At 42.2% G+C, this 25,171-nt stretch carries 22 protein-coding genes; 10 read left to right on the top strand and 12 right to left on the bottom strand.

What is annotated here, in order from left to right; all coding sequences use genetic code 11:
- Nucleotides 1-40 precede the first annotated feature (40 nt).
- The 3 genes from KFB94_01090 to KFB94_01080 are packed head-to-tail and all read right to left on the bottom strand — an operon-like array spanning nucleotide 41 to nucleotide 2,018.
- Nucleotides 41-778 (bottom strand): pseudouridine synthase, encoded by a 738-nt coding sequence (locus tag KFB94_01090; GenBank protein QVL45755.1) that lies wholly within the window; start codon nucleotides 776-778, stop codon nucleotides 41-43.
- A gap of 15 nt (nucleotides 779-793) precedes the next feature.
- On the bottom strand, nucleotides 794-1,540 hold the full coding sequence (locus KFB94_01085) for an LrgB family protein (protein QVL45754.1): 747 nt from the start codon (nucleotides 1,538-1,540) through the stop codon (nucleotides 794-796).
- Nucleotides 1,530-2,018 (bottom strand): CidA/LrgA family protein, encoded by a 489-nt coding sequence (locus KFB94_01080; protein QVL45753.1) that lies wholly within the window; start codon nucleotides 2,016-2,018, stop codon nucleotides 1,530-1,532. The genes KFB94_01085 and KFB94_01080 overlap by 11 nt, the downstream gene beginning before the upstream one ends.
- Before the next feature lie 161 nt (nucleotides 2,019-2,179).
- Here KFB94_01080 and KFB94_01075 point away from each other — a divergent pair, with 161 nt between their 5' ends.
- A complete protein-coding gene (locus tag KFB94_01075; GenBank protein QVL45752.1) occupies nucleotides 2,180-2,962 on the top strand; it encodes an RNA methyltransferase in 783 nt (260 codons plus the stop codon).
- A gap of 350 nt (nucleotides 2,963-3,312) precedes the next feature.
- Here the strand turns inward: KFB94_01075 and hslO are convergent, their stop codons facing one another.
- Nucleotides 3,313-4,191: an Hsp33 family molecular chaperone HslO gene (hslO, locus tag KFB94_01070; protein QVL45751.1), complete on the bottom strand. Its 879-nt coding sequence runs from the start codon at nucleotides 4,189-4,191 to the stop codon at nucleotides 3,313-3,315.
- Nucleotides 4,192-4,330: 139 nt separating this feature from the next.
- Here hslO and KFB94_01065 point away from each other — a divergent pair, with 139 nt between their 5' ends.
- A complete protein-coding gene (locus KFB94_01065; GenBank protein ID QVL45750.1) occupies nucleotides 4,331-6,388 on the top strand; it encodes a TonB-dependent siderophore receptor in 2,058 nt (685 codons plus the stop codon).
- Nucleotides 6,389-6,400: 12 nt separating this feature from the next.
- Here the strand turns inward: KFB94_01065 and gluQRS are convergent, their stop codons facing one another.
- Both gluQRS and KFB94_01055 read right to left on the bottom strand, forming a co-directional pair.
- Nucleotides 6,401-7,276 carry a tRNA glutamyl-Q(34) synthetase GluQRS gene (gene gluQRS, locus KFB94_01060; protein QVL45749.1) on the bottom strand — a complete coding sequence of 292 codons (876 nt, stop codon included), beginning with the start codon at nucleotides 7,274-7,276 and terminating at the stop codon, nucleotides 6,401-6,403.
- A gap of 10 nt (nucleotides 7,277-7,286) precedes the next feature.
- Nucleotides 7,287-7,601 (bottom strand): DUF3301 domain-containing protein, encoded by a 315-nt coding sequence (locus tag KFB94_01055; GenBank protein ID QVL45748.1) that lies wholly within the window; start codon nucleotides 7,599-7,601, stop codon nucleotides 7,287-7,289.
- Nucleotides 7,602-7,841: 240 nt separating this feature from the next.
- Here KFB94_01055 and KFB94_01050 point away from each other — a divergent pair, with 240 nt between their 5' ends.
- Nucleotides 7,842-9,032 carry an ammonium transporter gene (locus KFB94_01050; GenBank protein QVL45747.1) on the top strand — a complete coding sequence of 397 codons (1,191 nt, stop codon included), beginning with the start codon at nucleotides 7,842-7,844 and terminating at the stop codon, nucleotides 9,030-9,032.
- Between the two features lie 163 nt (nucleotides 9,033-9,195).
- Here the strand turns inward: KFB94_01050 and KFB94_01045 are convergent, their stop codons facing one another.
- Complete coding sequence (locus KFB94_01045; GenBank protein QVL45746.1) at nucleotides 9,196-11,361, bottom strand: TonB-dependent receptor; 2,166 nt, start codon at nucleotides 11,359-11,361, stop codon at nucleotides 9,196-9,198.
- Between the two features lie 253 nt (nucleotides 11,362-11,614).
- Complete coding sequence (locus KFB94_01040) at nucleotides 11,615-12,607, bottom strand: GGDEF domain-containing protein (GenBank protein ID QVL45745.1); 993 nt, start codon at nucleotides 12,605-12,607, stop codon at nucleotides 11,615-11,617.
- A gap of 146 nt (nucleotides 12,608-12,753) precedes the next feature.
- Between KFB94_01040 and KFB94_01035 the strand changes: the two genes are divergently transcribed.
- The 4 genes from KFB94_01035 (at nucleotide 12,754) to KFB94_01020 (ending at nucleotide 16,564) form a co-directional block, all read left to right on the top strand.
- Complete coding sequence (locus tag KFB94_01035) at nucleotides 12,754-13,443, top strand: 2-C-methyl-D-erythritol 4-phosphate cytidylyltransferase (GenBank protein QVL45744.1); 690 nt, start codon at nucleotides 12,754-12,756, stop codon at nucleotides 13,441-13,443.
- Complete coding sequence (locus tag KFB94_01030; GenBank protein ID QVL45743.1) at nucleotides 13,444-13,917, top strand: 2-C-methyl-D-erythritol 2,4-cyclodiphosphate synthase; 474 nt, start codon at nucleotides 13,444-13,446, stop codon at nucleotides 13,915-13,917.
- A gap of 6 nt (nucleotides 13,918-13,923) precedes the next feature.
- A complete protein-coding gene (locus KFB94_01025) occupies nucleotides 13,924-15,747 on the top strand; it encodes an ABC transporter ATP-binding protein (protein ID QVL45742.1) in 1,824 nt (607 codons plus the stop codon).
- A gap of 223 nt (nucleotides 15,748-15,970) precedes the next feature.
- Nucleotides 15,971-16,564 carry a TetR/AcrR family transcriptional regulator gene (locus tag KFB94_01020; GenBank protein ID QVL45741.1) on the top strand — a complete coding sequence of 198 codons (594 nt, stop codon included), beginning with the start codon at nucleotides 15,971-15,973 and terminating at the stop codon, nucleotides 16,562-16,564.
- A gap of 120 nt (nucleotides 16,565-16,684) precedes the next feature.
- On the opposite strand, the gene KFB94_01015 is transcribed toward KFB94_01020, so the two are convergent.
- The 4 genes from KFB94_01015 to KFB94_01000 form a co-directional block, all read right to left on the bottom strand.
- Nucleotides 16,685-17,224: a Smr/MutS family protein gene (locus KFB94_01015; GenBank protein QVL45740.1), complete on the bottom strand. Its 540-nt coding sequence runs from the start codon at nucleotides 17,222-17,224 to the stop codon at nucleotides 16,685-16,687.
- Between the two features lie 37 nt (nucleotides 17,225-17,261).
- Nucleotides 17,262-18,782, bottom strand: a complete 1,521-nt coding sequence (locus KFB94_01010) for a SulP family inorganic anion transporter (protein QVL45739.1) — start codon at nucleotides 18,780-18,782, stop codon at nucleotides 17,262-17,264.
- Between the two features lie 186 nt (nucleotides 18,783-18,968).
- Nucleotides 18,969-19,919, bottom strand: coding sequence for a thioredoxin-disulfide reductase (trxB, locus tag KFB94_01005; protein ID QVL45738.1), 951 nt, complete (start codon nucleotides 19,917-19,919; stop codon nucleotides 18,969-18,971).
- Between the two features lie 277 nt (nucleotides 19,920-20,196).
- Entirely contained in the window at nucleotides 20,197-20,661 is a 465-nt protein-coding gene (locus tag KFB94_01000; GenBank protein ID QVL45737.1) for a DNA starvation/stationary phase protection protein, read from the bottom strand.
- A 144-nt stretch (nucleotides 20,662-20,805) separates the two neighbouring features.
- On the opposite strand from KFB94_01000, the gene KFB94_00995 reads away from it, so the two are divergent.
- The 3 genes from KFB94_00995 to KFB94_00985 all read left to right on the top strand — a co-directional run bounded on the left by KFB94_00995 (nucleotide 20,806) and on the right by KFB94_00985 (nucleotide 25,160).
- Nucleotides 20,806-23,097 carry a DNA translocase FtsK 4TM domain-containing protein gene (locus KFB94_00995; protein QVL45736.1) on the top strand — a complete coding sequence of 764 codons (2,292 nt, stop codon included), beginning with the start codon at nucleotides 20,806-20,808 and terminating at the stop codon, nucleotides 23,095-23,097.
- A 55-nt stretch (nucleotides 23,098-23,152) separates the two neighbouring features.
- Nucleotides 23,153-23,773, top strand: coding sequence for an outer membrane lipoprotein chaperone LolA (gene lolA, locus KFB94_00990; protein ID QVL45735.1), 621 nt, complete (start codon nucleotides 23,153-23,155; stop codon nucleotides 23,771-23,773).
- Nucleotides 23,774-23,840: 67 nt separating this feature from the next.
- Nucleotides 23,841-25,160, top strand: coding sequence for a replication-associated recombination protein A (locus KFB94_00985; protein ID QVL45734.1), 1,320 nt, complete (start codon nucleotides 23,841-23,843; stop codon nucleotides 25,158-25,160).
- Nucleotides 25,161-25,171 lie beyond the last annotated feature (11 nt).

Here is a 25,171-nt window from a genome sequence, read left to right as displayed (position 1 = left end):
CGATCCAGTAGTTTGAGTAAAACTGAGCTTATTCGATAGGTTAAGTGAAGTGGGCGTTGCTGTTAAGGGCAAGCATGTCTTGTTCACTTAACCATCGCCATTCACCCACTTTTAAGTCGTCAGGTAATTGAAGTTTGCCAATTTGAATGCGCTTTAAGCCTTCTACACGGTTGCTAATGGCGGCCACCATGCGTTTAACTTGGTGGTATTTACCTTCTGCTAAGGTCATATGAATGACATTGTCTGAAAGGCGCGTGCATTCTAGCGCAGCGATAGGGTTATCTTCGTCTACCAGTTGTACGCCATTTAAAATATGGGTGATTTGTTCATCGCTGATAGGGTGTTTGCACGTCACTTCATACACTTTAGGGACTTTATGTTTTGGCGAGCTCATTTTGTGGATAAACTGTCCATCGTCTGAAATGAGGATTAAGCCAGTTGTATCTTCATCTAATCGCCCGATACATTGCACACCGCGTTCGACTAATGGGTGTGGTAATAAGCTATAAATGGTCGGGTGGTGTTGGGTTTTGTGCGAGCATTCGTAATTGCTTGGCTTGTGCATCATTAAGTAAGATTGTTGTTTGTAATCCCATGCTTCACCCTGCACGGTAAACTGCAAATGATCTAATGCAAACACAGCATTAGGGTCGTCACAGAGCTCACCATTAACGGTTACTTCTTCATTAATAATCATGATGCGACAAAGCTTGCGTGAACCAAAACCTTGGTTATGCAAAATGCGTTCTATGTTATTTGTTTTTGCTGCTTTAGCCACGTTGTATTCTCATATTTATCCATGTAATAGTGTATAAACATAGGGCAAAATTATGGCGCTCAGCACGCCATTTAAACCCATTGCCATACTGGCAAAAATGCCTGCTTGTTCATTAACACTAAAGGCGCGGGTAATGCCTAAACCATGCGCACCAACGCCAATAGCAGTGCCTCTTATCCACCAAGGCCTAATCTTAAAAATATCTAAAATGTACGGCGCTAAAATAGCCCCCAAAATGCCAGTAATCACCGTGAATACGGCGGTGAGTGTTGGGGAGACTTGAATGCGTTCTGCAATACCCATGGCGATAGGTGCAGTAACGGATTTGGTATACATGCTACCAATAATGCTTTCATCGGCTTGCATATATTTGGCAATTAACACTGCGCTGGCAATGGACGCCATGCTACCAGCAATTAAAGCGACTAAGATGGGTATCATTTTGCCTTTCATCTGTGCAAAGCCGCGATAAATGGGAACAGCAAGCGCTACTGTTGCCGTGCCAAGTAAAAAGTGTACAAATTGTGCGCCTTCAAAATATTGCTGATAGGCATCTTGATAAGAGTTGCCGAAGCCAAACTGAGAGATAATGACAGAGATGAGGATGATGGAGATGGCGGCTGGGTTTAGTATTGGATTACGATTAGATTTTACGTAGAGCGTATAACCCAGTTGATAGGTTGCTAATGTTAATACCAGTGCAAATAAGGGATCGCCAGAAAGATACACCCAAATTTCTGAAATAGGCAGCCTATCGGTCATTGTTCACCCCCGTTGCTGTGCTGTTTGTCTGTTTTGTGGCTTTGTCTTGTCTTTGTCGTTTACGGTTGGCAATTTGTTGCCGTCTATCCTCATCAAGCTCTTTCATTTCTTGTTTATAGGCTTTGGTGTTGGCATAAGCTGGTTCTTTGATGCTAAATAATTTAAGCACAAGCGCGGTTACTGCGATGGCTAAAATAACACTCACAATTAATGCAACGCTCACAGCAAACGCATGTGTTTTTAATGCGGGAATAAAAAGAATAACGCCGACAGAAGCGGGCACAAACAATAAAGCAAGATGTTGCCGAAACCCATCAGCAACCATGCTCAGGGATGGGTTTACTTCACCTTTAATGGATAAAAACGCAACTAATAATATTAGCCCAATGACGGGGCCAGGCATATTGGGCAGTAAAAATTTTGAAACCAGTTCGCCTATTCCCTGCCATAAAAAAATTTGTACTAGACCTTCAATCATATTCATCCATTATCTTAATAACACGGCAACTTTTTCAAAAACAATAGCGATATTGTAAAGCTATTGCGGCTGCATAAACGCAAGAAATGTGCTAAATAATCAATTTCAGTGCATCCATCAGTTAGAATGTTGCAGATTGATGATTACAATAATTTTATCTTATGTCTTTTAAACACATCACTTCTCACGATAATGTTATTTTTAAGCAGCTAAAAAAGTTGGCAGATAATAAGCGTGAGCGCATTAAAGAAGGTAAAACGCTGCTCGATGGTGTGCATTTGATTGCAGGCTATTTGCAAGCGTTTGGCGAGCCTGAGATGTTGATTATTCCAGAAGGTCAAAGTGCGCAAGAAGCAACCAATTTAATACAACAATTGGCCGATGTGAACACCATCATGTTGCCAACCTTGTTGTTTGCAGCGCTCACGCCAGTGGTCAATAGTACAGGTATTTTGGCACTGGTTACAACGCCAAAAGTGCCACTGCCAGAAACAGTAAGTTTTGCCTTAATGCTAGAAGATATTCAAGACCCTGGCAATTTGGGCAGCATGTTAAGAAGTGCCTTGGGCGCGGGGGTGCATGCTGTGTACTTATCAAAAGGCTGTACCGACGCTTGGTCACCAAAATGCCTGCGCGGCGGTCAAAGCGCGCAGTTTTATTTGCCGATTGTTGAAGGTGTAGACATGAAACAAGCTCTAATAGATTTTAGTGGAAACACCTATGCAACAACTTTAGCTGGCGACAGCATTTATCAGCAAGATTTAACGCTGCCAACGGCTTTTGTGATTGGGAATGAAGGCGCCGGGTTAAGCCGCGATGTACTCAATACCGCAACACATCAGATAAGCATCCCTATGCACGCAAAACTTGAATCATTAAATGCGGCTGCAGCGGCTGCAATTTGCTTATTTGAGCGCAAGCGACAGATCGATCAGCACACGTAATCACCCACGCTAGAAAAGAGGTCTAGCTGCCCACTCAACTTCACCATCACCGCAAACCTAGTCTGCTAGTCCATTCTCTTATTCGTCACTGCCAGCCTAGCCTACCAACTTATCCCCTTATTCGTCACTGCGAGCGTAGCGCGGCAGTCCAAACAATCGTTCTATTTTACGCATACTGGATTGCTTCACTGCGTGAGCAATGACGAGTTCGTAATGACAGGTTCGCAATCACGAGTTCGCAATGACTGGTTCGTAATAAAAGCTTCGCGATAATGCGTGTGACGCTATGGAAGGGCGGTTTGCGGTAGTCAGATGTCAGTTGATATCAGCAATAAAACATTAAGTGATGATTAATGGATTGCTTTACTGGCTTTAATCACATCGCCTTCGGTAAATAAGGTTGCGGCATCTACTGCATCAAACAAATATTGTTTATTGCAAAAATCGCAATGGATCTCAATTTTCTCTTGTTCAGATAGAATAGATTCTATTTCTTCTCTACCTAACATTTGTAGCATTTTGCCAACGTTTTCGCGGGTGCAATGGCAAAAAAATCGCGTTGGTTTTGCTTCAAATAAACGCACATCTTCCTCATAAAATAAGTTTGTTAGAATGCGCTCGGCGGATTCGGTTTCTAGCTCTTGCGGTGTAACTGTATCGGCTAGCATCGTTATACGCTGCCATGCATCGGGATCAATTCCTTCTTGCTCTGGTAATTTTTGCACTAACAAGCCAGTGGCAATATCACCATTACAGCTTAACCATAATCTAGTATCTATCTGTTGTGAACGACGCATATAGCCTTCTAGCATTTCGGCAATCGTGTTGCCCTCGATTGGCACAATGCCTTGATAAGGCTCGCTATGTTTTGTGTCTAGTGTAATGATGCAGTGACCTTGTTTTATCAGATCTAAAAAATCTGCATCATCTGCAATATCACCTGACCACTTTGCCGTGGCCCGCATGGTCAAATCTGAGCTACATTCAACCACCAATAGTTTCAACTTTCCTTTGGTCTGAATTTGCAAAATCATAGCGCCATCCATTTTTAATGTAGCCGTCAGTAGTGCGCTTGCGGCCATTAATTCACCCAATGCTTTTTTAATTACCAGTGGTAGGTGCTGATGCGCCAGCGCAGCTGTATAAGTAGCGTCTAAATGAACAAGATTGCCACGAATAGGCGTGTTGTCAAAAAGAAAGTGATGGAGTTGGTCTTTTGGTGTTTGCATGTGCGTATTTTAACACCATCAATTACATTTAAGTTTGATGTAATTAATTGTTGTAATGATAATGATTATCATCTAGAATAGCATTTACAAAATTAATGCAATAATAGAATTTCTTTTAATTAGACTATCTGGGATGGATATGAATAATAAAATGTATGTAAAACCTTTAGTGTTATTTGTGATGTTAGCTACGCATCAAATGGCAGTTGCTGATGACGCAAAAAAAATTGTTTTGCCAACAATCGACATTATCGGGGAGGCAGTGGATGCGCTTGCTAAAGTGCCAGGCTCTGTTACTGTCATTAAAAAAGAAAAATTAGAAGTTATGCAGCCGCTATCAACGCAGGATGCACTAAAATCTGTTCCTGGCGTAGTAGTGCGAGAGGAGGAGGGATATGGGTTTATCCCTAATATAGGGTTACGCGGACTAAATCCAAATCGAAGTCAAAAACTATTGGTCTTAGAAGATGGCGTACCAATTGCTCCAGGCTTATTTTTAGCGAATGAGTCTTACTACAACCCACGTATTGAACGGATGCAAAGTATCGAAGTACTTAAAGGAGCAGCAGGCTTGCGTTATGGTCCAACCACGATCGGCGGGGTCATTAATTACAAAACTAAAGCGCCAGAAGATGGCGTTAAATTGACTAGTCGTATTGGTAGCAACAACTTTAGATTATTTGGTGTTGACGCTGGTGGTGCTTCGCCATCAGGAGAAGCTGTTGGTGGTATTAGTGCCATTACTTCTCGTGGTGATGGCTTTAGAAATAATGGTTTTGATTTAACCGATATTGTTGCAAAAGGTGGCTTGCAAATTGGTGAAAACCAGTGGCTAAGTGCTAAGTTTACCTATTATGACAATGAAATTAATACTTCATATGTTGGTTTAAGACCAAATGAGTTTAAGAATAATCCAACAAAAAATCCTGCACCAAATGATTACTTTATTACCGATCGCAAATCATTTGATATCAATCACGAATTAGAATTTAATGATAATGTAAAATTAAATACCTTAGTTTATTGGAGTAATTTAACGCGCGACTTTTGGCGTCGTGACGTTGCAACTAGAACAGCAGATGGCACCACTTTTGTTGCTTGTGGAGTAGGTAGCTTCTGCATGTCTGGCCGTAACCGTGAATTTGAAATGTTTGGTTTAGATTCCCGTTTATTCATCAATCATGACACATTTGGTATCGAAAATGAATCCGAGATTGGCATACGTGTGCATCGTGATACGCTAAGCAATAAAACCGTTCGGTCGAGAACCAATCCAGAAGCAAGGTCAGGTGAATTAACTGGTGACGAAACGCAGACAGCTGAGGGTGTTGCTTTGTATGCTCAAAACAGATTTGTATTAACTGATAAAGTAGCAATTACACCAGGTCTACGTGTTGAATCTTATGATCAAAAACGTAAAAATGAGCTAACCAACGTATCTGGAACTGCTAAAAATACAGAGCTTTTACCGGGCGTCGGCGCCACATGGCAGGTCATTCCTGAAGCACAAGTCTTTGCAGGCGCTTTCAAAGGTTTCTCACCTGCAATGGTAGCAAGTGCCATCTCTGGGGCAGGTGTTGATCAACAATTAGATGCAGAACGTTCTACTAATTATGAGCTTGGTATTCGTGGTAACACTGGTGGTTTAACTTATGAAGCAACTGTTTTTCATATGGATTTTGATAACCAGATAGTTAATCAGGCATTGTCTGCAGGTGTGACATTAGCCAATGGAGGTAAAACCCTTAATCAAGGATTGGAATTAGGTCTAGGCTATGCGTTTGATAGTGGCTGGAGCATTGATGGTAATGCTACTTATATTCCAGTTGCAGAGTTTACCAATAATAACCTTGGTCCAGATGGTAATCGCATACCATACTCACCAAAATTTACCAGTAATATTAATTTGAATTACAAGCTTGGTAAATTGAGAGCAAGTATCGGTGCGTATCACGTGTCAGAACAATTTGTTGATGCCGCTAATACGCGATTGCAAAGTGTGGATGGTCGTTTAGGTGAAATTCCAAGTTATACAACCTTTAATTTGAATGCTTTTTATGATGTAGATACACACTGGTCTTTGTTTGGCGCTGTGCGTAATCTTACTGATAGAAAGTATATTGCAAGTCGTAACCCAGACGGTATTTTCCCTGGGATAGAGCGTAATGTGGAAGTTGGTGCCTCTTATAAATTCTAGCTAATGAAAGCATTAATCATTGTTTAGATTAGAAGCTGTCCAATGTGCAATTGCCCAACGCCACATCTCTTTAGGTGTGGCGTTTTTTATGGTTGTTGGGGGCGCTAGCCCAATAAAACAAAACGCATCATAGAGTTGCTGTTGTATGTTGGTTAATGACAGTGCAGTAGCCAGTGTTTGTTTGCTGAGTTTTTCACCTTGTGCATTTGTTACCACTGGAATATGGACATAATGCGGCGTGTCAAACCCAAGCAATTGCTGTAAAAAAATTTGTCGCGTTGTTGAGTTGAGCAAATCGCTGCCGCGCACAACATGGGTGATGCCTTGCTCTGCATCATCCACCACAACGGCTAGTTGATAGGTGAATATGCCATCTGCCCGTTTTAATACAAAATCACCAATATCGGATTGTAAGTTTTGTGTAATATTGCCCTGAATAGCATCATAAAAACACATCGGTTTATCTTCGGTTTTAACCCGCCATGCAATAGGGTGGTTTTGCTTGATTGCGTGATGCAAACATGTGCCTGGGTAAACAATGCCTTCAATACCCATTACTGTGGATGAATCTGCAATTTCTTTACGTGTGCAGGTGCATGGATAAAGCAATTGCTGATGGTTGAGGCGATTAAAAGCTTCTAAATATGCTTTATTGCGCTGACTTTGATACATGATGTCGCCATCCCACTTCAAGCCAAACGCTGCTAAGGTATTGATAATGCTGTCGGTTGCGCCAGGCTGCACACGCGGTGTATCAATGTCTTCTATTCTTAATAGCCATTTACCTTTATGCGCTTTCGCATCGCAATAGCTGGCCACTGCAGCAACCAGCGATCCAAAATGCAAAGGACCTGTGGGGGAGGGAGCGAAACGACCAATATATAGCATTGCTAATTTATTAGTGAATGGGCTGTAAATAAGGCGGAATATCCCAATGTTGTAGTTGCTTACCAAGCAGCTGTAAATTGCAAGACAGGCGAGTTAAGCCATCCGCGCTCACTTCAAACTCATACAATCGCACCAGTTGTACATGACCGCGACTATTGCGAGCAAAGCTGATTTTTTTGCAAGAAACCGTCTCATCTAGAAGCTGTAAATGCCAGCGGCTGGCTAGCTCTCTTCCAACATAAATGGCGATTTCTCGCTTGGCAATCGTGTCAGACCAAAACCAACCAATCAGCAAAAGAATCATTAATAATGCAATTTCAAACATAATGTATTTTTCTATCAATCATCATTGAAAGTGTATATGAAATTGCTTAAAAACAAAGCGTTTGCATAAGAAAGTTATTCGGTTTGATTGGGTGATCAATCTATTACTGCATGATGGGCAGTTTTAGTATAATAAAAAAACATAAAATCTTTAAAACAGTGGATTTTTTAGTAGCTACTCTTACTTCTCTTATCGAATTGATGGCACTAAACAATCAGAATAATCCTACAGGGGGAGTAAATGGAACAATTAATAGCTGCAAACGACACCTTGTTTGTGTTATTGGGCGCCATTATGGTGTTGGCTATGCATTCAGGTTTTGCCTTTTTAGAGCTGGGCACAGTCCGTCATAAAAACCAAGTGAATGCTTTAGTTAAAATCATGGTCGATTTTTCTATATCGACCATTGCTTATTTTTTTATTGGTTACAGCATTGCTTATGGGGTCAATTTTTTGAGTGGTGCAGAAGACTTGGCCGCCAAAAGTGGTTATGCCCTAGTCAAATTCTTTTTTCTATTAACCTTTGCGGCGGCTATTCCTGCCATTGTTTCTGGCGGTATTGCCGAGCGTGCAAAATTTAACCCACAAATTGCGGCAACTTTTCTATTGGTGGGTTTTGTTTACCCCTTTTTTGAAGGCATTGCTTGGAATGGGCATTACGGTATCCAAGACTTTTTAACACAACAATTTGGCTTTGCCTTTCATGATTTTGCAGGTTCAGTGGTTGTACATGCCATGGGTGGATGGATAGGCTTAATAGCAGTGATCTTATTAGGCGCGCGTGCCGGGCGTTATGGTAAAGATGGTCAACTCTATGCGCATCCGCCATCCAGCATCCCATTTTTGGCTTTAGGCGCATGGATACTCACGGTGGGTTGGTTTGGTTTTAATGTCATGTCGGCGCAATCAATCCAAGGCATTTCTGGCTTGGTGGCCGTTAACTCCTTAATGGCGCTGGTTGGCGGCACATTAGCTGCGGTAGTGCTAGGTAAAAATGACCCAGGTTTTGTACATAATGGCCCGCTAGCAGGCTTGGTGGCCGTCTGTGCTGGCTCTGACGTGATGCATCCATTAGGCGCGTTAGCAACAGGCATTGTTGCAGGTGCCATATTTGTATGGGCGTTTACCCTGACACAAAACCGCTTAAAAATTGACGATGTGTTGGGTGTATGGCCGTTGCATGGCTTATGCGGTGCTTGGGGTGGCTTGGCAGCAGGTATCTTTGGTAGTCAAGCATTAGGCGGTATGGGTGGCGTCAGCTTTATATCGCAATTGATCGGCACCAGTCTCGCCATTTTAATTGCCATCACAGGCAGCTTTATTATTTATCGTGTGCTGAAAAAGTGGGTGGGCATCCGTTTAAATGCAGAAGAAGAATTTGATGGCGCTGATTTGAGTATTCATAAAATTAGCTCGACTACGGTAGATTGATGGTAGATTGATTAATCATTTTTTTAATGCAAGATGAATGCAATCTTTATATTGTTGCATTCATGAAATGAGTCAACGATCACTTGATAAGCTATAAAACAATTAAGGGGCTAAAAGCCCCTTAATTGTTTATTACTTAGTATCTTTGTAAGTAAAGTGACGATTAGAAATCGTATCTTACACCACCAAATACCTGTCTTGGACGGCCAGCGACTTTACCATCAACACGACTAATTAAGAACTCTTTGTCAGCTAAGTTGTATGCACTTAAGAAGTAGCTTGTAGAAGATCCCACTGGTTTATAGTTCACAGTAGCGTTTAGCAAAGTATAAGAAGGTATAGTACCTTGTTGCCCATCTAAAGTTTCAACGCGCGTATTGGCAGCATCCACGAACTGTTGACTTACATAATCCACACCAATACGAGCGTCTAAGCCAACTGGATGTTGATAACCAAAACTTAATGAGGCTAGATCACGCGGGGCATAAGGTAAACGATTGCCACTAGTTGTTTGATCTGTGTTTTTATTGAATTTGGCTGTAAACAAGTTTGTATATGATCCTTGAAGGTAAAAATTATGTACAGTATTGTAAATTTTACCGAAATCAATTCGAGCTGCCAGCTCAATACCTGTATGTTTTGATTCGCCAGCGTTTACAAATCGGCCAGCTGTCTCTTGAATAACAAGCTCGTCAAAGTCAATATTAAACAAAGTTGCTTCAAAAGCTACGCCATTAAAGTAGTTTGAGCGTATACCTAATTCCATATTGGTACTTTCCTCAGCATCTACTTCGCCAATTGCATCAGGTCCTGTTAAAGTGTCAAAATCGATATCTCTAGAAGGGCGTGGAGGTGCAAATCCACGATGAATACCAGCAAATACGGTAGTATTTGCAATGCCGTTCCATGTGGCACCTAATCCTGGCAACCATATGGTTTGGTTATTTGTTTTTCTAAATCCTTGTGGGTCACCTTCAGCCTGTAAGACATTAATTGTTCTTTTAACATCCTCAACACGTAGACCTGGTGTAACAGTCCAGTCATTTAAATAAAAAGTATTTTGCGCATAGTATGACTTTGCTTCAATATCAATACGAATATCTTCTCTAAAAGAACCATTTGCTTTTGCCCAGTTTAGACTTTTTGCGCGTGGATCTCCGTCACGAAATTGTCTGCGTTTATTACCTTCTTCATGATATCTAAACCCTACAACAGCGTCACTTTGAATACCAAACAAATTGTGACTAAAGTCTAGACGTGGTTCGATGCCAAAGTAATCATAACTACGCGGACGGTGACGACCACCACACTGATCTGCATTTGCTTCGGTAGCGACACCTAAGCCAGTACAGCGATCCATTACTGAACGACCGCCTAAACCACCCGGATCATTTATTTGTCTAAATGATGATCGTAATGCATCTACATAATAAGCATTTGTTGTTAGCTTGGTAGTATCACTGAAATCAAATACATGTTGAAGCTGCAAAGATGTTCGTCTGTATTTAAAGTTATCGTTGTTCCCTGTGGGTGCCTGAAATTTATCTTCAGCATACTCTACTGCGCCTAAGCCTGTTTCAGAGACATTAGAGTCTTCTTCATAATATCCAATTTTAGCCATTAAAGTTTGACGTTCAGAAATGTTGAGCTGTCCTTTAATCATTACATCTTGCATATCAAAGTCATGGTTATCACGAATGCCATCACCTTTTTTCTGAGTTGCGTCAATCATTACGCCACCACGTTCCCCACCCATGCCGATATTGGCATGTAAGCCAGTGAAGTCGTTATTGCCTGCCATAGCCGATACACTGCCGGCAATACCATCAGTAGGTACTGGCTTGGTGACGAAGTTGATCATACCACCCACGGTTTGAGGTCCGTATAAAATTTGACCTGAACCTTTTACCACCTCAATACGCTGCACTCTTTCAAGTGGAGTTGTAAAATGCGCTGAAGGATCACCATAGGGACCTAATTGCAACGGCATACCATCTTCTAATAATAATGTTCGAGAGGTTCTACGAGGATTTAAGCCGCGTATACCAATATTTACACCCAAACCAAATGAGTTTTCACCCACAAAATGAATGCCAGGTGTTGCATTTAATGCCTCCTGAATTGAAAATGGACGACGCTCATCTAATTCTTTTTCGTCAATCACACTAAACGAACCTGGTACTGATTCTAAACGATCAGGCAAAATGCCTTGAACGACGACGGCTTCAATTGTTTCGCCTTGTGCTTCCTCAGCAATGGCATGATAAGCATTGCTGCTTAATGCAAGCGCAATGGCGCTAGCTATTACTTTTTTTGATGGTTTCCCCATGTTTCATTTCCCTTTATTACTTTAATAATTATGGAACCCTCTTTAATGCAAGCTTTGTGCCAGTTAATGTATTGTTTAATAAGCTACTGTTTTATTTGATAAAACTAAAAATAGCTGGATCAGCTAATGATACATGTTTGGTTAAAATAAACCATTTTTATGAAATAATGGTTTATTACAACCAATTTGTAACCAATTTGTAACAAGTTAATACATTATGTTGATATTTTGGTGGCGCTTGAGTGGGTATTGATTAAAATAGCTCGATATCACCGCTGTTGGTGTGGGGTGCTGCTAGTAGCCCTAGTGCAACGAGTTGCTCATGTTGATAAACAGCGTTTCTGCCATGTTTTTTTGCATGATATAGGGCAGTATCTGCGCGATCGATCATTTGGGAGGAGAGGTCAAAGGGGTGGATTTTTGTAAAGCCACAACTAATCGTGACTTTACCTACTTGCGGAAACTGAAAATCAGCAATGCTTGTTCTGAATCGATCTATTATATGCAGCATGGTGTCATCATGCGGGCATTGAAATATGCCAACAAACTCTTCGCCACCAAATCTAAATAATAGGTCTTTATCTCTAAAGTTTTTTTCCATTTGTTGTGAAAACAGTAATAAGACTTCATCTCCAATGAGGTGTCCGTACATATCATTGATGCGTTTGAAGTGGTCTAGATCAAAAATAGCTAAATAGGTAAAGTTGCTGTTATCTTGATTGGGGCTAGTGCTTTGTATATCTGAGGTGATGATATTAATTTTAGAATCAAAGGTTTTTCTGTTGAGTAGGCCAGTTAATGTATCGCGCTCATTATCATGCATCAATGATAGAAAATTATGATAGATGGATAGTATTTTTACGGTTAAGTCATCGTGTGGCGGCTCTATCGTTTCTTCTACTTTAATGACTGCGATGGGGTTCTGTTTTGAGCACAATAAGGGAAACAGCGTCAGCTTTTTATTCTCGTCCAACAGAATACTAGCCACTTTGGCTGTTTCTAGGCAATGAAACAATCTATCTACAATGTCGATTGGCGTTGCTCCACAATCGCTGAAATGTTGCTTGCTGTTTATATGATTGTGTTTTGCTCTGATGATATCGCCAGCGCTGTATACGACTGTGTTGCTGATGTTAGCAATTGCGCGTAATGTTTTCTCCAATGCTGATTCTAGCGCGTAAGATTCCCTTTCACTGGTAAGTGAAATGAGTTTGTCTAGAATGATTGGTAGTTGCGCTTGCGGCATTTTTTCTGTTTTTGACTACTTATTTAGTTTTCTCAGATCATCATTATCATGGCTTTTGTATTGCAATAAATGGAAGATTAGCAGGCGTTATCCTATTCAGTTTACAATTACAAATTTACTTTAGCGCAACATGTTAAACTGATTGTATGCATTTATTTCATGTCATTATTCCGGCGGCTGGTGTTGGTACGCGTATGCTGAACGTATTGCCTAAGCAATATTTGCCGCTTGCGGGTAAGCCGATTATTGCTCACATTATTCAAACTTTTCTTAATCATCCAAGCATTGCGGCAATTCACCTTGCACTGAGTCCTGAAGATAAAATTTGGCAAAGCTTATCGATCGAGCCAGCGCCACGGCTGCATATCCATTACACAGGTGGAGAGAGTCGGGCAGAGACGGTGTTAAATACCTTAAATGCGATACAGATTGATGCTGATGATTGGGTGTTGGTGCATGATGCTGCACGACCCGGATTGAGTCATGATGCGCTGAATCGTTTGTTAAGCACGCTAGCAACAGATCAAGTGGGTGGTTTATTGGCATTGCCTGTTGCGGATACGATTAAAAAATCGAACGAAATGAATATGGTGAATCAAACCATTTCTAGACAAAATTTATGGCAGGCGCAAACGCCACAAATGTTTCGATATGCAAGGCTTAAACAAGCATTGAGTGAATATGATGGTTTGCCAACAGACGAAGCAGAGGCGATAGAGGCATTGGGATTAAGCCCTCAATTGATACACGGCGAATGGCGAAATCTGAAAGTGACGTATCCTGAAGATTTGGCGCTATTAGAGATGATTGTAGAGCAATCTGAGAGAAAGGTTTAAATGCGAGTTGGACATGGTTTTGATGTGCACAGGCTAGTAGAAGGGCGTGCTTGTATTATTGGCGGTGTTACCATCGCGCATGATAAGGGCTTGGATGGGCATTCTGATGCAGATGTGTTGTTGCATGCGATTTGTGATGCGTTGTTGGGTGCGGCAGCACTGGGCGACATTGGTAAACACTTTCCACCAACCGATAGTCGATATAAAGGGATAGATTCACGTACATTGCTACAAGAGGTGATTGGTTTGCTTGCAGCGCAATCATATGTGGTGAGTAATATTGATGCGACTGTGATTTGCGAAGCACCAAAGCTTAGCCCATATACAGCGCAAATGTGCGCGAATATTGCGAAAGATTGCGGCATTGCGATCGATCAAGTGAATATTAAAGCCACAACGACTGAAAAGCTTGGCTTTACGGGTCGCGGCGAAGGTATTGCTGCAGAAGCGGTTTGTCTGATTGTAAAGCGTTAGATTTTTATGTTCTCTTGGTTCGAACAACGCGTTAATCCTTTTCCCAAAGATGCTATTCAGCCGCCACCTAGGCGTTTTTGGACGTTTGTTTGGAGCTGCACAGCAGGCATGCGTCCTTATCTGATTGTAATGACAATATTGACCGCTCTGCTTGGCGTATTTGAAGCATTGCTGTTTGCAATGATGGGTAAAGTGGTTGATTGGCTAGGCGATACGCCACCCGCTTTATTTTGGCAGCTCGAAAAGCAGACGCTCTTCATTTTAGCGATCATTTTGCTTGCCAGTACCCTTTTGCTTGGTTTGCAAACCTTGCTTAAACATCAATCACTAGCTGGTAATTTTCCGATGCGTATGCGCTGGAATTTTCATCGTTTAATGCTGCATCAAAGCATGAGTTTTTATCAAGATGAGTTTGCTGGGCGTGTATCAGCAAAAGTGATGCAAACCGCGCTGGCGGTGCGTGATGTTTGGTTTATCGTTTCTGAAATTATGGTGTTTGTGAGTATCTACTTTGCCACCATGGTTGCTATTGTTGGCAACTTTAATCCACTGATTATGATTCCTTTTTTAAGCTGGCTAATGCTATATGCAAGTGCTCTATATTACTTTGTGCCTAAGTTAAGCAAAGTCTCTCAGCAACAAGCCGATGCGCGCTCTTTGATGACAGGGCGCATTACCGATGCCTATACCAATATCAGCACGGTTAAATTATTTTCGCATGCAGGCCGAGAAGCCGATTATGCCCAGAGTGCCATGACTGAGTTTTTGGGCACGGTGCATCAACAAATGCGGTTGGTTAGTAGCATCGAAACCATTAATCATTTACTAAACATGTTACTGATTATTAGCAGTGGCGGCTTTGGTTTATGGCTATGGACAAAAGGCCAAATGAGTGTGGGTGGTATTGCGGCCATAGCGGCGATGTGTTTGCGCTTAAATGGGATATCCCATTGGGTGATGTGGGAGTTAACTTCGTTGTATGAACAAATCGGCACTGTGCAAGATGGCATCAATACACTGGCCATGCGCCATAGTATTGTGGATAGAGCCGATGCTGAGCCATTACGAGTGACGCAAGGACATGTGCAGTTTCATCACGTTCATTTTGCTTATCCTGAACAAAAGCAGGTGTTAGAGCGCTTTCAGTTAGACATCAAGCCAGGTGAAAAAGTGGGTTTGGTAGGTCGTTCTGGTGCGGGAAAATCGACAGCAGTTAATTTGTTGCTTAGATTTTACGAAGTGCAGCAAGGTGAAATTTTGATTGATGGTCAAAACGTGCAAGCGGTGACGCAAAACAGTCTTCGTGAAAAAATTGGTATGGTGACGCAAGATACGGCTTTATTGCACCGTAGCGTGCGCGATAATATTTTATATGGGCGCCCCGATGCTACTGAGGCGGCAATGATTGCCGCCGCAAAACGTGCCGAAGCGCACGATTTTATTTTACAACTGCGTGACGCCAAAGGCCGTCAAGGCTATGACGCGCATGTGGGTGAACGTGGCGTCAAACTATCAGGTGGTCAGCGTCAACGGATTGCCATCGCGCGCGTGATGCTGAAAGATGCGCCGATTTTGTTATTAGACGAGGCGACCAGTGCTTTGGATAGCGAAGTGGAAGCAGTGATTCAAGAGAGCTTGTATGATTTAATGCAAGGTAAAACGGTGGTTGCAATTGCCCATCGTTTATCTACCATTGCCGCAATGGATAGGCTGATTGTGTTGGATGAAGGCAGAATTGTAGAAGAGGGAACACATCAAGCATTACTCGCTAAAAAAGGCTTATATGCTAGTTTTTGGGCGCACCAAAGTGGCGGGTTTTTAGGGGAGTAGCTTGCGACTTGCTTGGCTGCTAGCAAGTGCATTTTTAGCTGGTTGCATCTCTAGACTGGATCTCTTGTTGTGCTATGCATTACCGCGACCAATTCAACTTATTGATATAATCCAACTGCTTTAATAGACTATACAGAACGTTCGTTACAATCTGCTTTAGAATGAACGTTCGGTATAATCGGTAGCTGGCTTTTATCAATGAGTGGTGAAACGAGAGAAATGAATGGTACAAACAATTATTAATGACGATGCATTAACGCAGGCTATATTTGAAACCTTTAGAAAGTACGGCTATGAAGGTACTTCAATTGTCTTATTGTCGGCACAGACGGGACTGAAAAAATCAAGTCTTTATCATCGATTTCCTGCAGGAAAAGAAGAGATGGCAAAAACGGCTGTGCGTTATATGCAAACGCAAATTCAGCAAAAAATGATAGTGCCACTACTCAGTAAAAACGTTTTACCAGAAACACGATTCGCGACATTGATAGAAAACTTGCAACAGTATTTTGCTGATGGCGCTAAAAATTGCTTGCTCGGTGTGTTAAGTATTGGTGAGGACAAGCCAGAGATACAACAGCAGCTGAATGTGATTTATGATGCTTTTTTATATGCGTTGGAAAAGTTGGCGCAGGAAGTAGGTATGGATAGCACAGAAGCCAAGTTGTGGTCAGAGCGGTTTTTAATCTTGCTAGAAGGCGCATTGGTGATACAACGATTAACAAAAAACAAGACAATGTTTATCCAACAAATGCAATTTGAACAACAACAATTTAATCAACGATTAGCCGCATCAGCCTCTGAGAAAACGAGATGATGCATTTGCTTAACACCCATCTGCCTATTCCACGCTTCATTAACCAAGTTTGGGCTGTTGATCACAGTCGGATTGATGTTCGCGCAGGATTGGGCTTATTAGGTTTGTAGCACTTCTATGCTAAGCCTTCAAAAGTACAATCACCGCGCCACTTCCACCATCTTGTTGTCTTGCTTGCGCGTAAGCGATGACTTCATCTTTTTGCATCAGCCAGCCACGCAGTTTATTTTTTAATACTGGTTCTTTATTACGAGAGCCCAATCCTTTGCCGTGCACTATGCGCACGCAACGGATACCACGTTTTTTACAGTCGGAGATAAACTCGGATACATAAGCGCGCGCTTCATCACTAATAAGCCCATGTAAATCAATATGCTTTTGAATCACCCAATGTCCTCGCCTAAGCTTACTTAAAATAATGGGGGAGTGGCCGTCACGAATATACAGTAATTCTTCGCCTGTTTCTAATTCATGCGACGGAATGTAATGATCGCTCAGTGAATCGACAAGCGCTTGGCGTTCGTCACGTTGAAATTGCCTTGGAATTGGTTTTGGTTTTTTAACAGGGTGAATGACGCGATTGACTTTAATCGGACGCGCATCGGCAACTGCTTGTTTAAACAGGCTTAGTTCATCATCTGTGTTATCTTCCAAACTCATAAGCTTTATGATAGGACAAAACCTGTCTAGTTCAAAATTAACCTAGTTTATTGTCTGCGATATGATAAGTCGGATCTTCTAATACATTGACTTCTACCATGCCTTTGGCATTTTCTAAAATCTCTAAACAGTCGGGGCTGAGATGTTTGAGGTGTAATATTTTGCCTGCAGCGACATATTTCGCGGCTAATGCATCAATGGCTTCTAATGCCGAGTGGTCAACCACTTTTGCATTCTTAAAATCTATCACCACATTTTTTGGGTCTTCTTTTGGGGTAAATAAGCCCTGAAAAGCAGATATAGAAGCAAAGAATAAGGTGCCATTTAAAACATAAGTTTTAGTGCCAGTCTCATCAATAGTTGCAGTGACACGAATCTCCTTGGCATGCTCCCATGCAAAGGCGAGTGCTGAGAAAATAACCCCCACAATAACGGCAATGGCTAGATCAGCAAAAACAGTAATAACAGCCACTAAAAGACCTACAAAAATATCGGGTTTAGGCACTTTGCCAAATAAGCGAAAGCTACCCCATTCAAACGTTTTTTCTGACACCACAAACATCACACCGATGAGCGCAGCTAGCGGAATCATTTCTATCCATTCAGAAGCAAATAGAATAAAAGACAGCAAAAATAGTGCTGTGGCGATGCCAGATAAGCGCTTAAGTGCACCGTTGTTGATGTTAATCATACTTTGACCAATCATGGCGCAACCACCCATACCGCCAAATAAACCAGTCACAATATTGGCAAAGCCTTGCGCGAGCGATTCGCGATTTGGTTTGCCGCGTGTTTCGGTCATGTCGTCTATCAAATTGAGCGTTAATAAAGTTTCAATTAAACCAACAGCTGCCAAAATAAGCGAATAAGGCAAAATAATATACAGCGTATCTAAATGCCAAGGTACTTCAGGCAGGTGAAAACTAGGCAAGCCACCAGCAATTGAGCCCAAATCCCCAACAGTTTTAGTGTCGACACCCAGCGCAATGACACTCATTGAAACAACCAAAATCGCAGCCAGCGTTGAAGGAATCGCTTTAGTTAATTTGGGCAGTAAGTAGATAATGGCCATCGTAATTGCGATTAGAACAGCCATCACACCAAGCGCGTCATTGTCCATCCATTCTGTCGTGCCATCAGGTAAGGTGGTTTTAAAATGACCAAACTGTGCAATAAAGATCACCATGGCCAAACCGTTTACAAAGCCGAGCATCACCGGGTGTGGCACCATGCGGATAAATTTACCGAGCTTTGCTATACCAAACAGCATTTGAAATAAGCCCATTAATACAATGGTAGCAAACAAATATTCCACGCCATGTTGCACAACCAATGCCACCATGACAACGGCTAGTGCACCTGTTGCGCCAGAAATCATACCAGGACGCCCACCCATTACAGCGGTAATTAAACAAATGATAAAAGCAGCATACAGCCCTGTTAATGGCGAAACGTGCGCAATGAGCGCAAAGGCAATGGCTTCTGGCACCATGGCCAAAGCAACTGTTAACCCACTGAGTAAATTGGTTTTAATCTCATGATTGCTATAGTTAAACATACTATCCCTAATGATGTTGTCTGATTAATTGATTGGATTTGTCGACAAGATGTTTTTTGTAACAGCGAACAAGTCGTGCTTAGATGTGAAGTTGCGCATTATCGCATATTCGGTTTTTTACGCAAAATCAGCAGGCACAAAAAAGCCTCTAACTACACTGGCTGGAGGCTGAGTAGTGAGGATTACTTACTCTTGGTTAGTCAAATATCGCTCAGCGTCTAAAGCAGCCATACAGCCGGTTCCTGCACTGGTTACTGCTTGACGATAAATATGATCTTGCACATCACCAGCAGCAAACACGCCTGGAACGCTTGTTGCCGTGAAATTACCATTGCGGCCAGCTTGTGTCACGATATAGCCGCCTTCCATTTCTAGTTGACCTTCAAAAATGTCGGTATTTGGTTTGTGACCAATCGCAATAAATACCCCTTTAAGCGCAATTTCTTTGGTCGTTTCATCTTTACTGCTTTTTAAGCGCATACCGGTAACACCCATGTTATCGCCTAATACTTCATCGAGTGTTTGAAAAGTTTCTAATGCAATTTTGCCTTCTTTAACACGTTCCATCAGCTTATCAACTAAAATCGCTTCTGCTTTAAACGTATCACGACGGTGTACCAATGTTACTTTATTGGCAATGTTAGCCAGATAAAGCGCTTCTTCGACCGCTGTATTGCCACCACCAATCACAGCAACATCTTGGCCTTTATAAAAGAAGCCATCGCAGGTTGCACACGCTGAAACGCCTTTACCCGAGAAAGCCTCTTCACTTGGAATGCCTAAATATTTAGCAGAGGCACCAGTTGCAATAATCAGCGCATCACAAGTATATTCTCCCGAATCACCTACTAAGCGAATCGGTTTTTCTTTTAGATGTGTCGTATGAATATGATCAAAAATCATTTCTGTATTAAAGCGTGCAGCATGTTTTTCAAATCGTGCCATGAGTTCTGGTCCCATTACGCCATCTGCGTCGGCAGGCCAGTTGTCGACTTCGGTTGTCGTCATTAATTGGCCCCCTTGTGCAATACCTGTAATGAGTACTGGATTGAGGTTAGCACGGGCAGCATAAACTGCGGCAGAATAGCCAGCTGGGCCTGAGCCTAGGATGAGTAACTTAGCGTGTTTGGTCGACATTCGTTCACTTTCTTTATTGGGGATATGGATTGCTGTAATGACATTATAGTGACGCAAGTCATCAATTTAAAGAGCGAATGGCAACTATTGTGGCAATTGACCGTTTCAATATTCGCTACATTGATGACTGGCACTAAAAAACGGTTGATAAGACGATTACTTCTCTAACATGCTTCGTAGCATCCATGCGGTTTTTTAGTTTCGGCCATTCGCGTTGCTCATTTAACCTAAAGGTTAGCCTACACTGAAAGACTGCTAGGTTAATGTGATTGCTATGTTACTTCTCTAACATGCTTCGTAGCATCCATGCCGTTTTTTCATGTATTTGCAGGCGTTGCGTCACTAAATCGGCAGTTGCTTCATCATCTGCTTGATTGGCGGCAGGAAAGACACTTCTTGCGGTGCGACACACGGCTTCATGTGCTTCAACCAGCTCTTTAATCATGTCAGATGCTTTTGGTATGCCTTCAGATTCTGCAATAGAGCTTAGTTTTGCAAATTGACTATACGTGCCTGGGGCATATTCATCGAGGGCGCGGATACGCTCTGCGATGTCATCAACCGCCACAGAAAGTTCTGTATATTGTGTTTCAAACATTAAATGTAATGTGTTAAACATTGGCCCTGTGACATTCCAGTGAAAGTAATGCGTTTTTAGATAAAGCGTGTAGGTGTCGGCCAATAATTTTGAAAGGCCTTCTGCTATTTTCTTTCTATCACTTGGGTTGATGCCAATATCCATTGCGTGCTCCTTATTGATGTTTACTTTGTCTCTATTAGTCGTTCACTATTTAGTGTACTCTAACTAATATGACAAAGGAATAATAGATTCGTTTTGCTATAATGTGGAAATCAATAGTCATTATTTATATAGGGTATTAACAGATTGTTTTTCAAAAAGAATATTTCCGCTACACAACATAAAGCAGAAGTGCTGAAAAGTGATAAGCAACTTCACCATATTCGACTAGTGCGTGAGGCATGGTGGTGGGTTTTGGTGTTAATTGGACTCTATTTGGCTGTTATTCTTGGGTCATATCATGTCCAAGATCCATCGTGGTTTTATATGTCTAGTACCCATGACACTATTCAAAATGCCGGCGGTAAGGTTGGTGCTGTTCTATCTGATATTTTATTAAATCTATTCGGACTTTCGGCTTGGTGGTTCGTTGTGCTAGCCTTTTTTACCATTTTATTGATGTACCAACAGATTGAAGAAAAAGACAGAGAGCGGCCATTTTTATTGCTGAATATGGTTGGCTTTGGATTGTTGTTGATTGCCTCTAGCACATTGGAGGCAGGTCATATTATTAGCTTACCCGCAGATTTGCCAGATGCAGCAGGCGGTATTATTGGGCAATCGGTAGATAGCGTTTTGCGTTCGATGTTTGGCTATGCAGGCTCTACAATGGTATTGCTGTTATTGTTTGCCATTGGATTTAGCCTATTTACAGGGTGGTCTTGGATTATGATGACAGAGAGATTAGGCGCTGGGCTTATTTTTTCTTATGACTGGGCGCGTGCTCAATATCATGATTGGCAAGATCGTAGAGTAGGAAAAGTGGTTGAGCAAAAGCGCGCTGAATTTGTTAATAATGAACGAAAGCGCGCAGAAGACAAACCACCTATTGAAATTAAATCAGCCAAAACGGAAGTTGTAAAAAGTGAACGCATGTTCAAAGAAAAGCAAGTGTCTTTATTTGATTCCGAAGCGTTGCCACCTTTACACTTGTTAGATAAAGCAAACAACATAGTGGAGCTGCCATCTGATGAAACCTTAGCGTTTACTTCACGATTGATTGAGCGCAAGCTTGCCGATTTTGGTATCGAAGTCAATGTGCTGTCTGCACAACCTGGACCGGTGATTACGCGTTATGAGCTCGACCCAGCACCAGGCGTCAAAGGTAGCCAAATCACTAATTTAGCAAAAGATTTGGCACGCGCATTATCGGTACTCAGTGTGCGCGTGGTTGAGACCATTCCGGGTAAAAGTTATATGGGTTTAGAAATTCCTAATCCTAAGCGACAAATTGTCTTTTTAACTGAAATATTAGGTAGCAAAGTGTATGCCGATATGCACTCTCCATTGGCAATTGCGCTGGGAAAAGATATTGCTGGATTGCCTGTGGTGGCGGACTTAGCCAAAATGCCGCATGTCTTGGTGGCAGGTACAACGGGCTCTGGTAAATCGGTAGCGATTAATGCGTTAATTTTAAGTCTGGTATATAAAGCAGAACCCGCACAGGTACGCATGATTTTAATCGACCCAAAAATGCTGGAGCTTTCCGTTTATGAGGGTATTCCACATTTATTGGCACCGGTCGTAACCGATATGCGCCAAGCGGCTAATGCATTGAATTGGTGTGTCGCCGAAATGGAACGTCGTTATAAATTAATGTCGATGGTTGGTGTGCGTAATCTGGCTGGCTTTAATCAAAAGATTAAAGAGGCTACCAAGGCTGGAGCAAAAATTCCGCATCCCTTTAGCTTAACGCCAGATGATCCTGAGCCATTAGAAGAGTTGCCAACGATAGTAGTGGTGATTGACGAATTAGCCGATTTGATGATGGTGGTTGGCAAAAAAGTAGAGGAGTTGATTGCCCGTTTGGCACAAAAAGCCCGTGCTTGTGGTATTCATTTGGTACTCGCTACGCAGCGTCCATCGGTTGATGTTATAACCGGCTTGATTAAAGCCAATGTGCCAACCCGTATTTCTTTTCAAGTATCTAGCAAAATTGATTCTCGCACTATCTTAGACCAAATGGGCGCTGAGGCGTTATTGGGTCAAGGTGATATGTTGTATATGCCACCAGGCTCGGGTTATCCCCAACGTATTCATGGCGCGTTTGTGAGTGATAAAGAGGTACATGCTGTGGTGAATCATCTGAAAACCTTGGGTGAGCCAAACTATATTGAAGGTATCCTAACCAACGAGACTGAGGGCGGTGGCGAGGCTGGCGAATACAGCGATGGTGCTGGCGAAAAAGATGAACTTTATGACGAAGCTGTGTCGATTGTACTCAAAAGCCGTCGCGCATCCATCTCTTCCGTTCAGCGACAATTGCGGATTGGTTACAACCGTGCTGCAAGATTAATTGAAGACATGGAACGCGCTGGCTTGGTTTCAGAAATGCAAACCAACGGTAGTCGTGAAGTGCTTGTTAAAACCGGTGAATAGCGACAATTTTGACGTTTAATATACCAGCAAGCAATAAAAGACAAGAAAGTAAATAATGCGTAAATTTGTGGTAATTTGGTTGGGCCTGCTATTTTCAAACGGCGTATTGGCCGATGGTGTTTCTGCACTGAAAGATTTTTATCGTACAACAAACGCGATGCGTGCAAGCTTTCATCAAGAAGTAAAAGATGGGCAAGGTACACTGGTGCAAGTGGTTGAAGGCAAGATGCAACTGGATAGACCAAATAAGTTTCGTTGGGATTACGATAAGCCGTATGAGCAACAAATTATCAGTGATGGTAAAGAGGTTTTTTTGTTAGACACAGAACTCGAGCAGGTCACCATTCGCACACTAAACCAAGCACTTGGCATGAGTCCAGCGGCATTGCTAGCTGGTGGTGACGGTGTCGAGAAAAGCTTTGTATTAAAAAATGTTACAAGACCAGAACGCGAGGCTGGTATTGACTGGGTACGAGCCATGCCTAAAGTTGAGGACGGCGGTTTTGAGCGCATCTACATCGGTTTTAAAGGCAATGAATTACGTTATATGGAAATGGTCGATAGCTTTAATCATCTGACTTTTATTGCCTTTGATAATATTGAACGCAACCCCAAGCTAGCAACGGAAACCTTTTTATTTAAAATACCCAAAGGTGTTGATGTGGTTGGCGAGTAAACCGTATTTTGCATGAGCAGTCGGTGCTAGCTGTTACAATATTCTTTTTATATCTATAGGTTAACCAGTGGATAGCTTATTTGAAGCAACTGCACCAGATGCGCCACTCGCTGAGTTGCTGCGTCCAAAAACGCTAGCAGAAGTTGTTGGCCAGTCGCATCTACTAGGGCCAAGCAAGCCACTGCGTCTGGCTTTTGAATCTGGCAGGTTGCCTTCCATGATCTTGTGGGGGCCGCCAGGCGTAGGTAAAACCACATTGGCAAGATTAATCGCCAATACCGCTGACGCCGAGTTTATTCCGATATCGGCTGTGCTTTCTGGTATCAAAGACATTCGCGAAGCCGTTGAGCGCGCGGAACATACCTTACAACAATCTAGCCGCAAAACGATTTTATTTGTTGATGAAGTGCATCGTTTTAATAAAGGCCAACAAGATGCTTTTTTACCTTTTGTTGAAAGTGGCTTAATTACCTTTATCGGCGCTACAACCGAAAACCCATCTTTTGAAGTGAACAGCGCGTTATTAAGCCGTGCACAAGTATTCGTGCTCAATGCGTTGTCGGAACCAGAGCTTGCAGAGTTGCTAGAACGGGCGAGAGGGTTAGTCGCCAAAGATGTGAGTATTGATAAAGCGGTGCAAGAGCAAGTATTGGCTTATGCAGATGGCGACGCCAGGCGTTTGCTTAACTTTGCAGAAAGTTTATTTAATGCAGCAATTGGTGCAAATATAACTGAGATAGATGAGGCGTTTTTACAGACGACAATGTCGAGTAAGTTACGACGGTTTGATAAAGGTGGCGAGGCATTTTACGACCAAATTTCTGCATTGCACAAATCAGTTAGAGGCTCAAATCCAGACGCTGCGTTATATTGGTTTTTACGCATGATCGATGGCGGTGCTGATCCACTTTATTTGGGACGACGTATTGTACGCATGGCAATCGAAGATATTGGCATTGCCGACCCACGTGCGCAGACAATGGCGTTAGAAGCATGTCAAATTTATGAGCGTTTAGGCTCGCCAGAAGGCGAATTAGCCTTATCCAATGCAGTGATATATTTGGCAGTTGCGGCAAAAAGTAACGCAGCATACAACGCTTATAATCAAGCCAAAGCTTTTGTGGGACAAGATAAATCGCGGCCAGTGCCTTTGCATTTACGCAATGCACCTACCAAACTCATGAAGGCATTAGATTACGGCAAAGAATACCGCTACGCCCACAATGAGCCTGAAGCTTATGCGGCAGGTGAGCATTATTTCCCAGAAGATTTAGATGCTATTGCGTTTTATCAACCCACGCCACGAGGTTTGGAAGGTAAAATAAGCGAAAAATTAAAGCACTTAAGAGAATTAGACAGTAAAGCTTTAGGTAAAAAGACGAAATAGCTCATCATTCT

The organism is Methylophilaceae bacterium (assembly GCA_018398995.1).
Lineage (GTDB): Bacteria > Pseudomonadota > Gammaproteobacteria > Burkholderiales > Methylophilaceae.
The sequence above is the reverse complement of the archived record's forward strand: the minus strand, read 5'-3'. Positions and strand labels throughout refer to the sequence as shown.

Bases quoted from the DNA above. Each gene is read 5' to 3' on its own strand.
- KFB94_01085 (QVL45754.1), bottom strand. From the start codon at position 1,540: ATGACCGATAGGCTGCCTATTTCAGAAATTTGGGTGTATCTTTCTGGC.
- KFB94_01080 (QVL45753.1), bottom strand. From the start codon at position 2,018: ATGATTGAAGGTCTAGTACAAATTTTTTTATGGCAGGGAATAGGCGAA.
- KFB94_01075 (QVL45752.1), top strand. From the start codon at position 2,180: ATGTCTTTTAAACACATCACTTCTCACGATAATGTTATTTTTAAGCAG.
- hslO (QVL45751.1), bottom strand. From the start codon at position 4,191: ATGCAAACACCAAAAGACCAACTCCATCACTTTCTTTTTGACAACACG.
- KFB94_01065 (QVL45750.1), top strand. From the start codon at position 4,331: ATGAATAATAAAATGTATGTAAAACCTTTAGTGTTATTTGTGATGTTA.
- gluQRS (QVL45749.1), bottom strand. From the start codon at position 7,276: ATGCTATATATTGGTCGTTTCGCTCCCTCCCCCACAGGTCCTTTGCAT.
- KFB94_01055 (QVL45748.1), bottom strand. From the start codon at position 7,601: ATGTTTGAAATTGCATTATTAATGATTCTTTTGCTGATTGGTTGGTTT.
- KFB94_01050 (QVL45747.1), top strand. From the start codon at position 7,842: ATGGAACAATTAATAGCTGCAAACGACACCTTGTTTGTGTTATTGGGC.
- KFB94_01045 (QVL45746.1), bottom strand. From the start codon at position 11,361: ATGGGGAAACCATCAAAAAAAGTAATAGCTAGCGCCATTGCGCTTGCA.
- KFB94_01040 (QVL45745.1), bottom strand. From the start codon at position 12,607: ATGCCGCAAGCGCAACTACCAATCATTCTAGACAAACTCATTTCACTT.
- KFB94_01035 (QVL45744.1), top strand. From the start codon at position 12,754: ATGCATTTATTTCATGTCATTATTCCGGCGGCTGGTGTTGGTACGCGT.
- KFB94_01030 (QVL45743.1), top strand. From the start codon at position 13,444: ATGCGAGTTGGACATGGTTTTGATGTGCACAGGCTAGTAGAAGGGCGT.
- KFB94_01025 (QVL45742.1), top strand. From the start codon at position 13,924: ATGTTCTCTTGGTTCGAACAACGCGTTAATCCTTTTCCCAAAGATGCT.
- KFB94_01020 (QVL45741.1), top strand. From the start codon at position 15,971: ATGGTACAAACAATTATTAATGACGATGCATTAACGCAGGCTATATTT.
- KFB94_01015 (QVL45740.1), bottom strand. From the start codon at position 17,224: ATGAGTTTGGAAGATAACACAGATGATGAACTAAGCCTGTTTAAACAA.
- KFB94_01010 (QVL45739.1), bottom strand. From the start codon at position 18,782: ATGTTTAACTATAGCAATCATGAGATTAAAACCAATTTACTCAGTGGG.
- trxB (QVL45738.1), bottom strand. From the start codon at position 19,919: ATGTCGACCAAACACGCTAAGTTACTCATCCTAGGCTCAGGCCCAGCT.
- KFB94_01000 (QVL45737.1), bottom strand. From the start codon at position 20,661: ATGGATATTGGCATCAACCCAAGTGATAGAAAGAAAATAGCAGAAGGC.
- lolA (QVL45735.1), top strand. From the start codon at position 23,153: ATGCGTAAATTTGTGGTAATTTGGTTGGGCCTGCTATTTTCAAACGGC.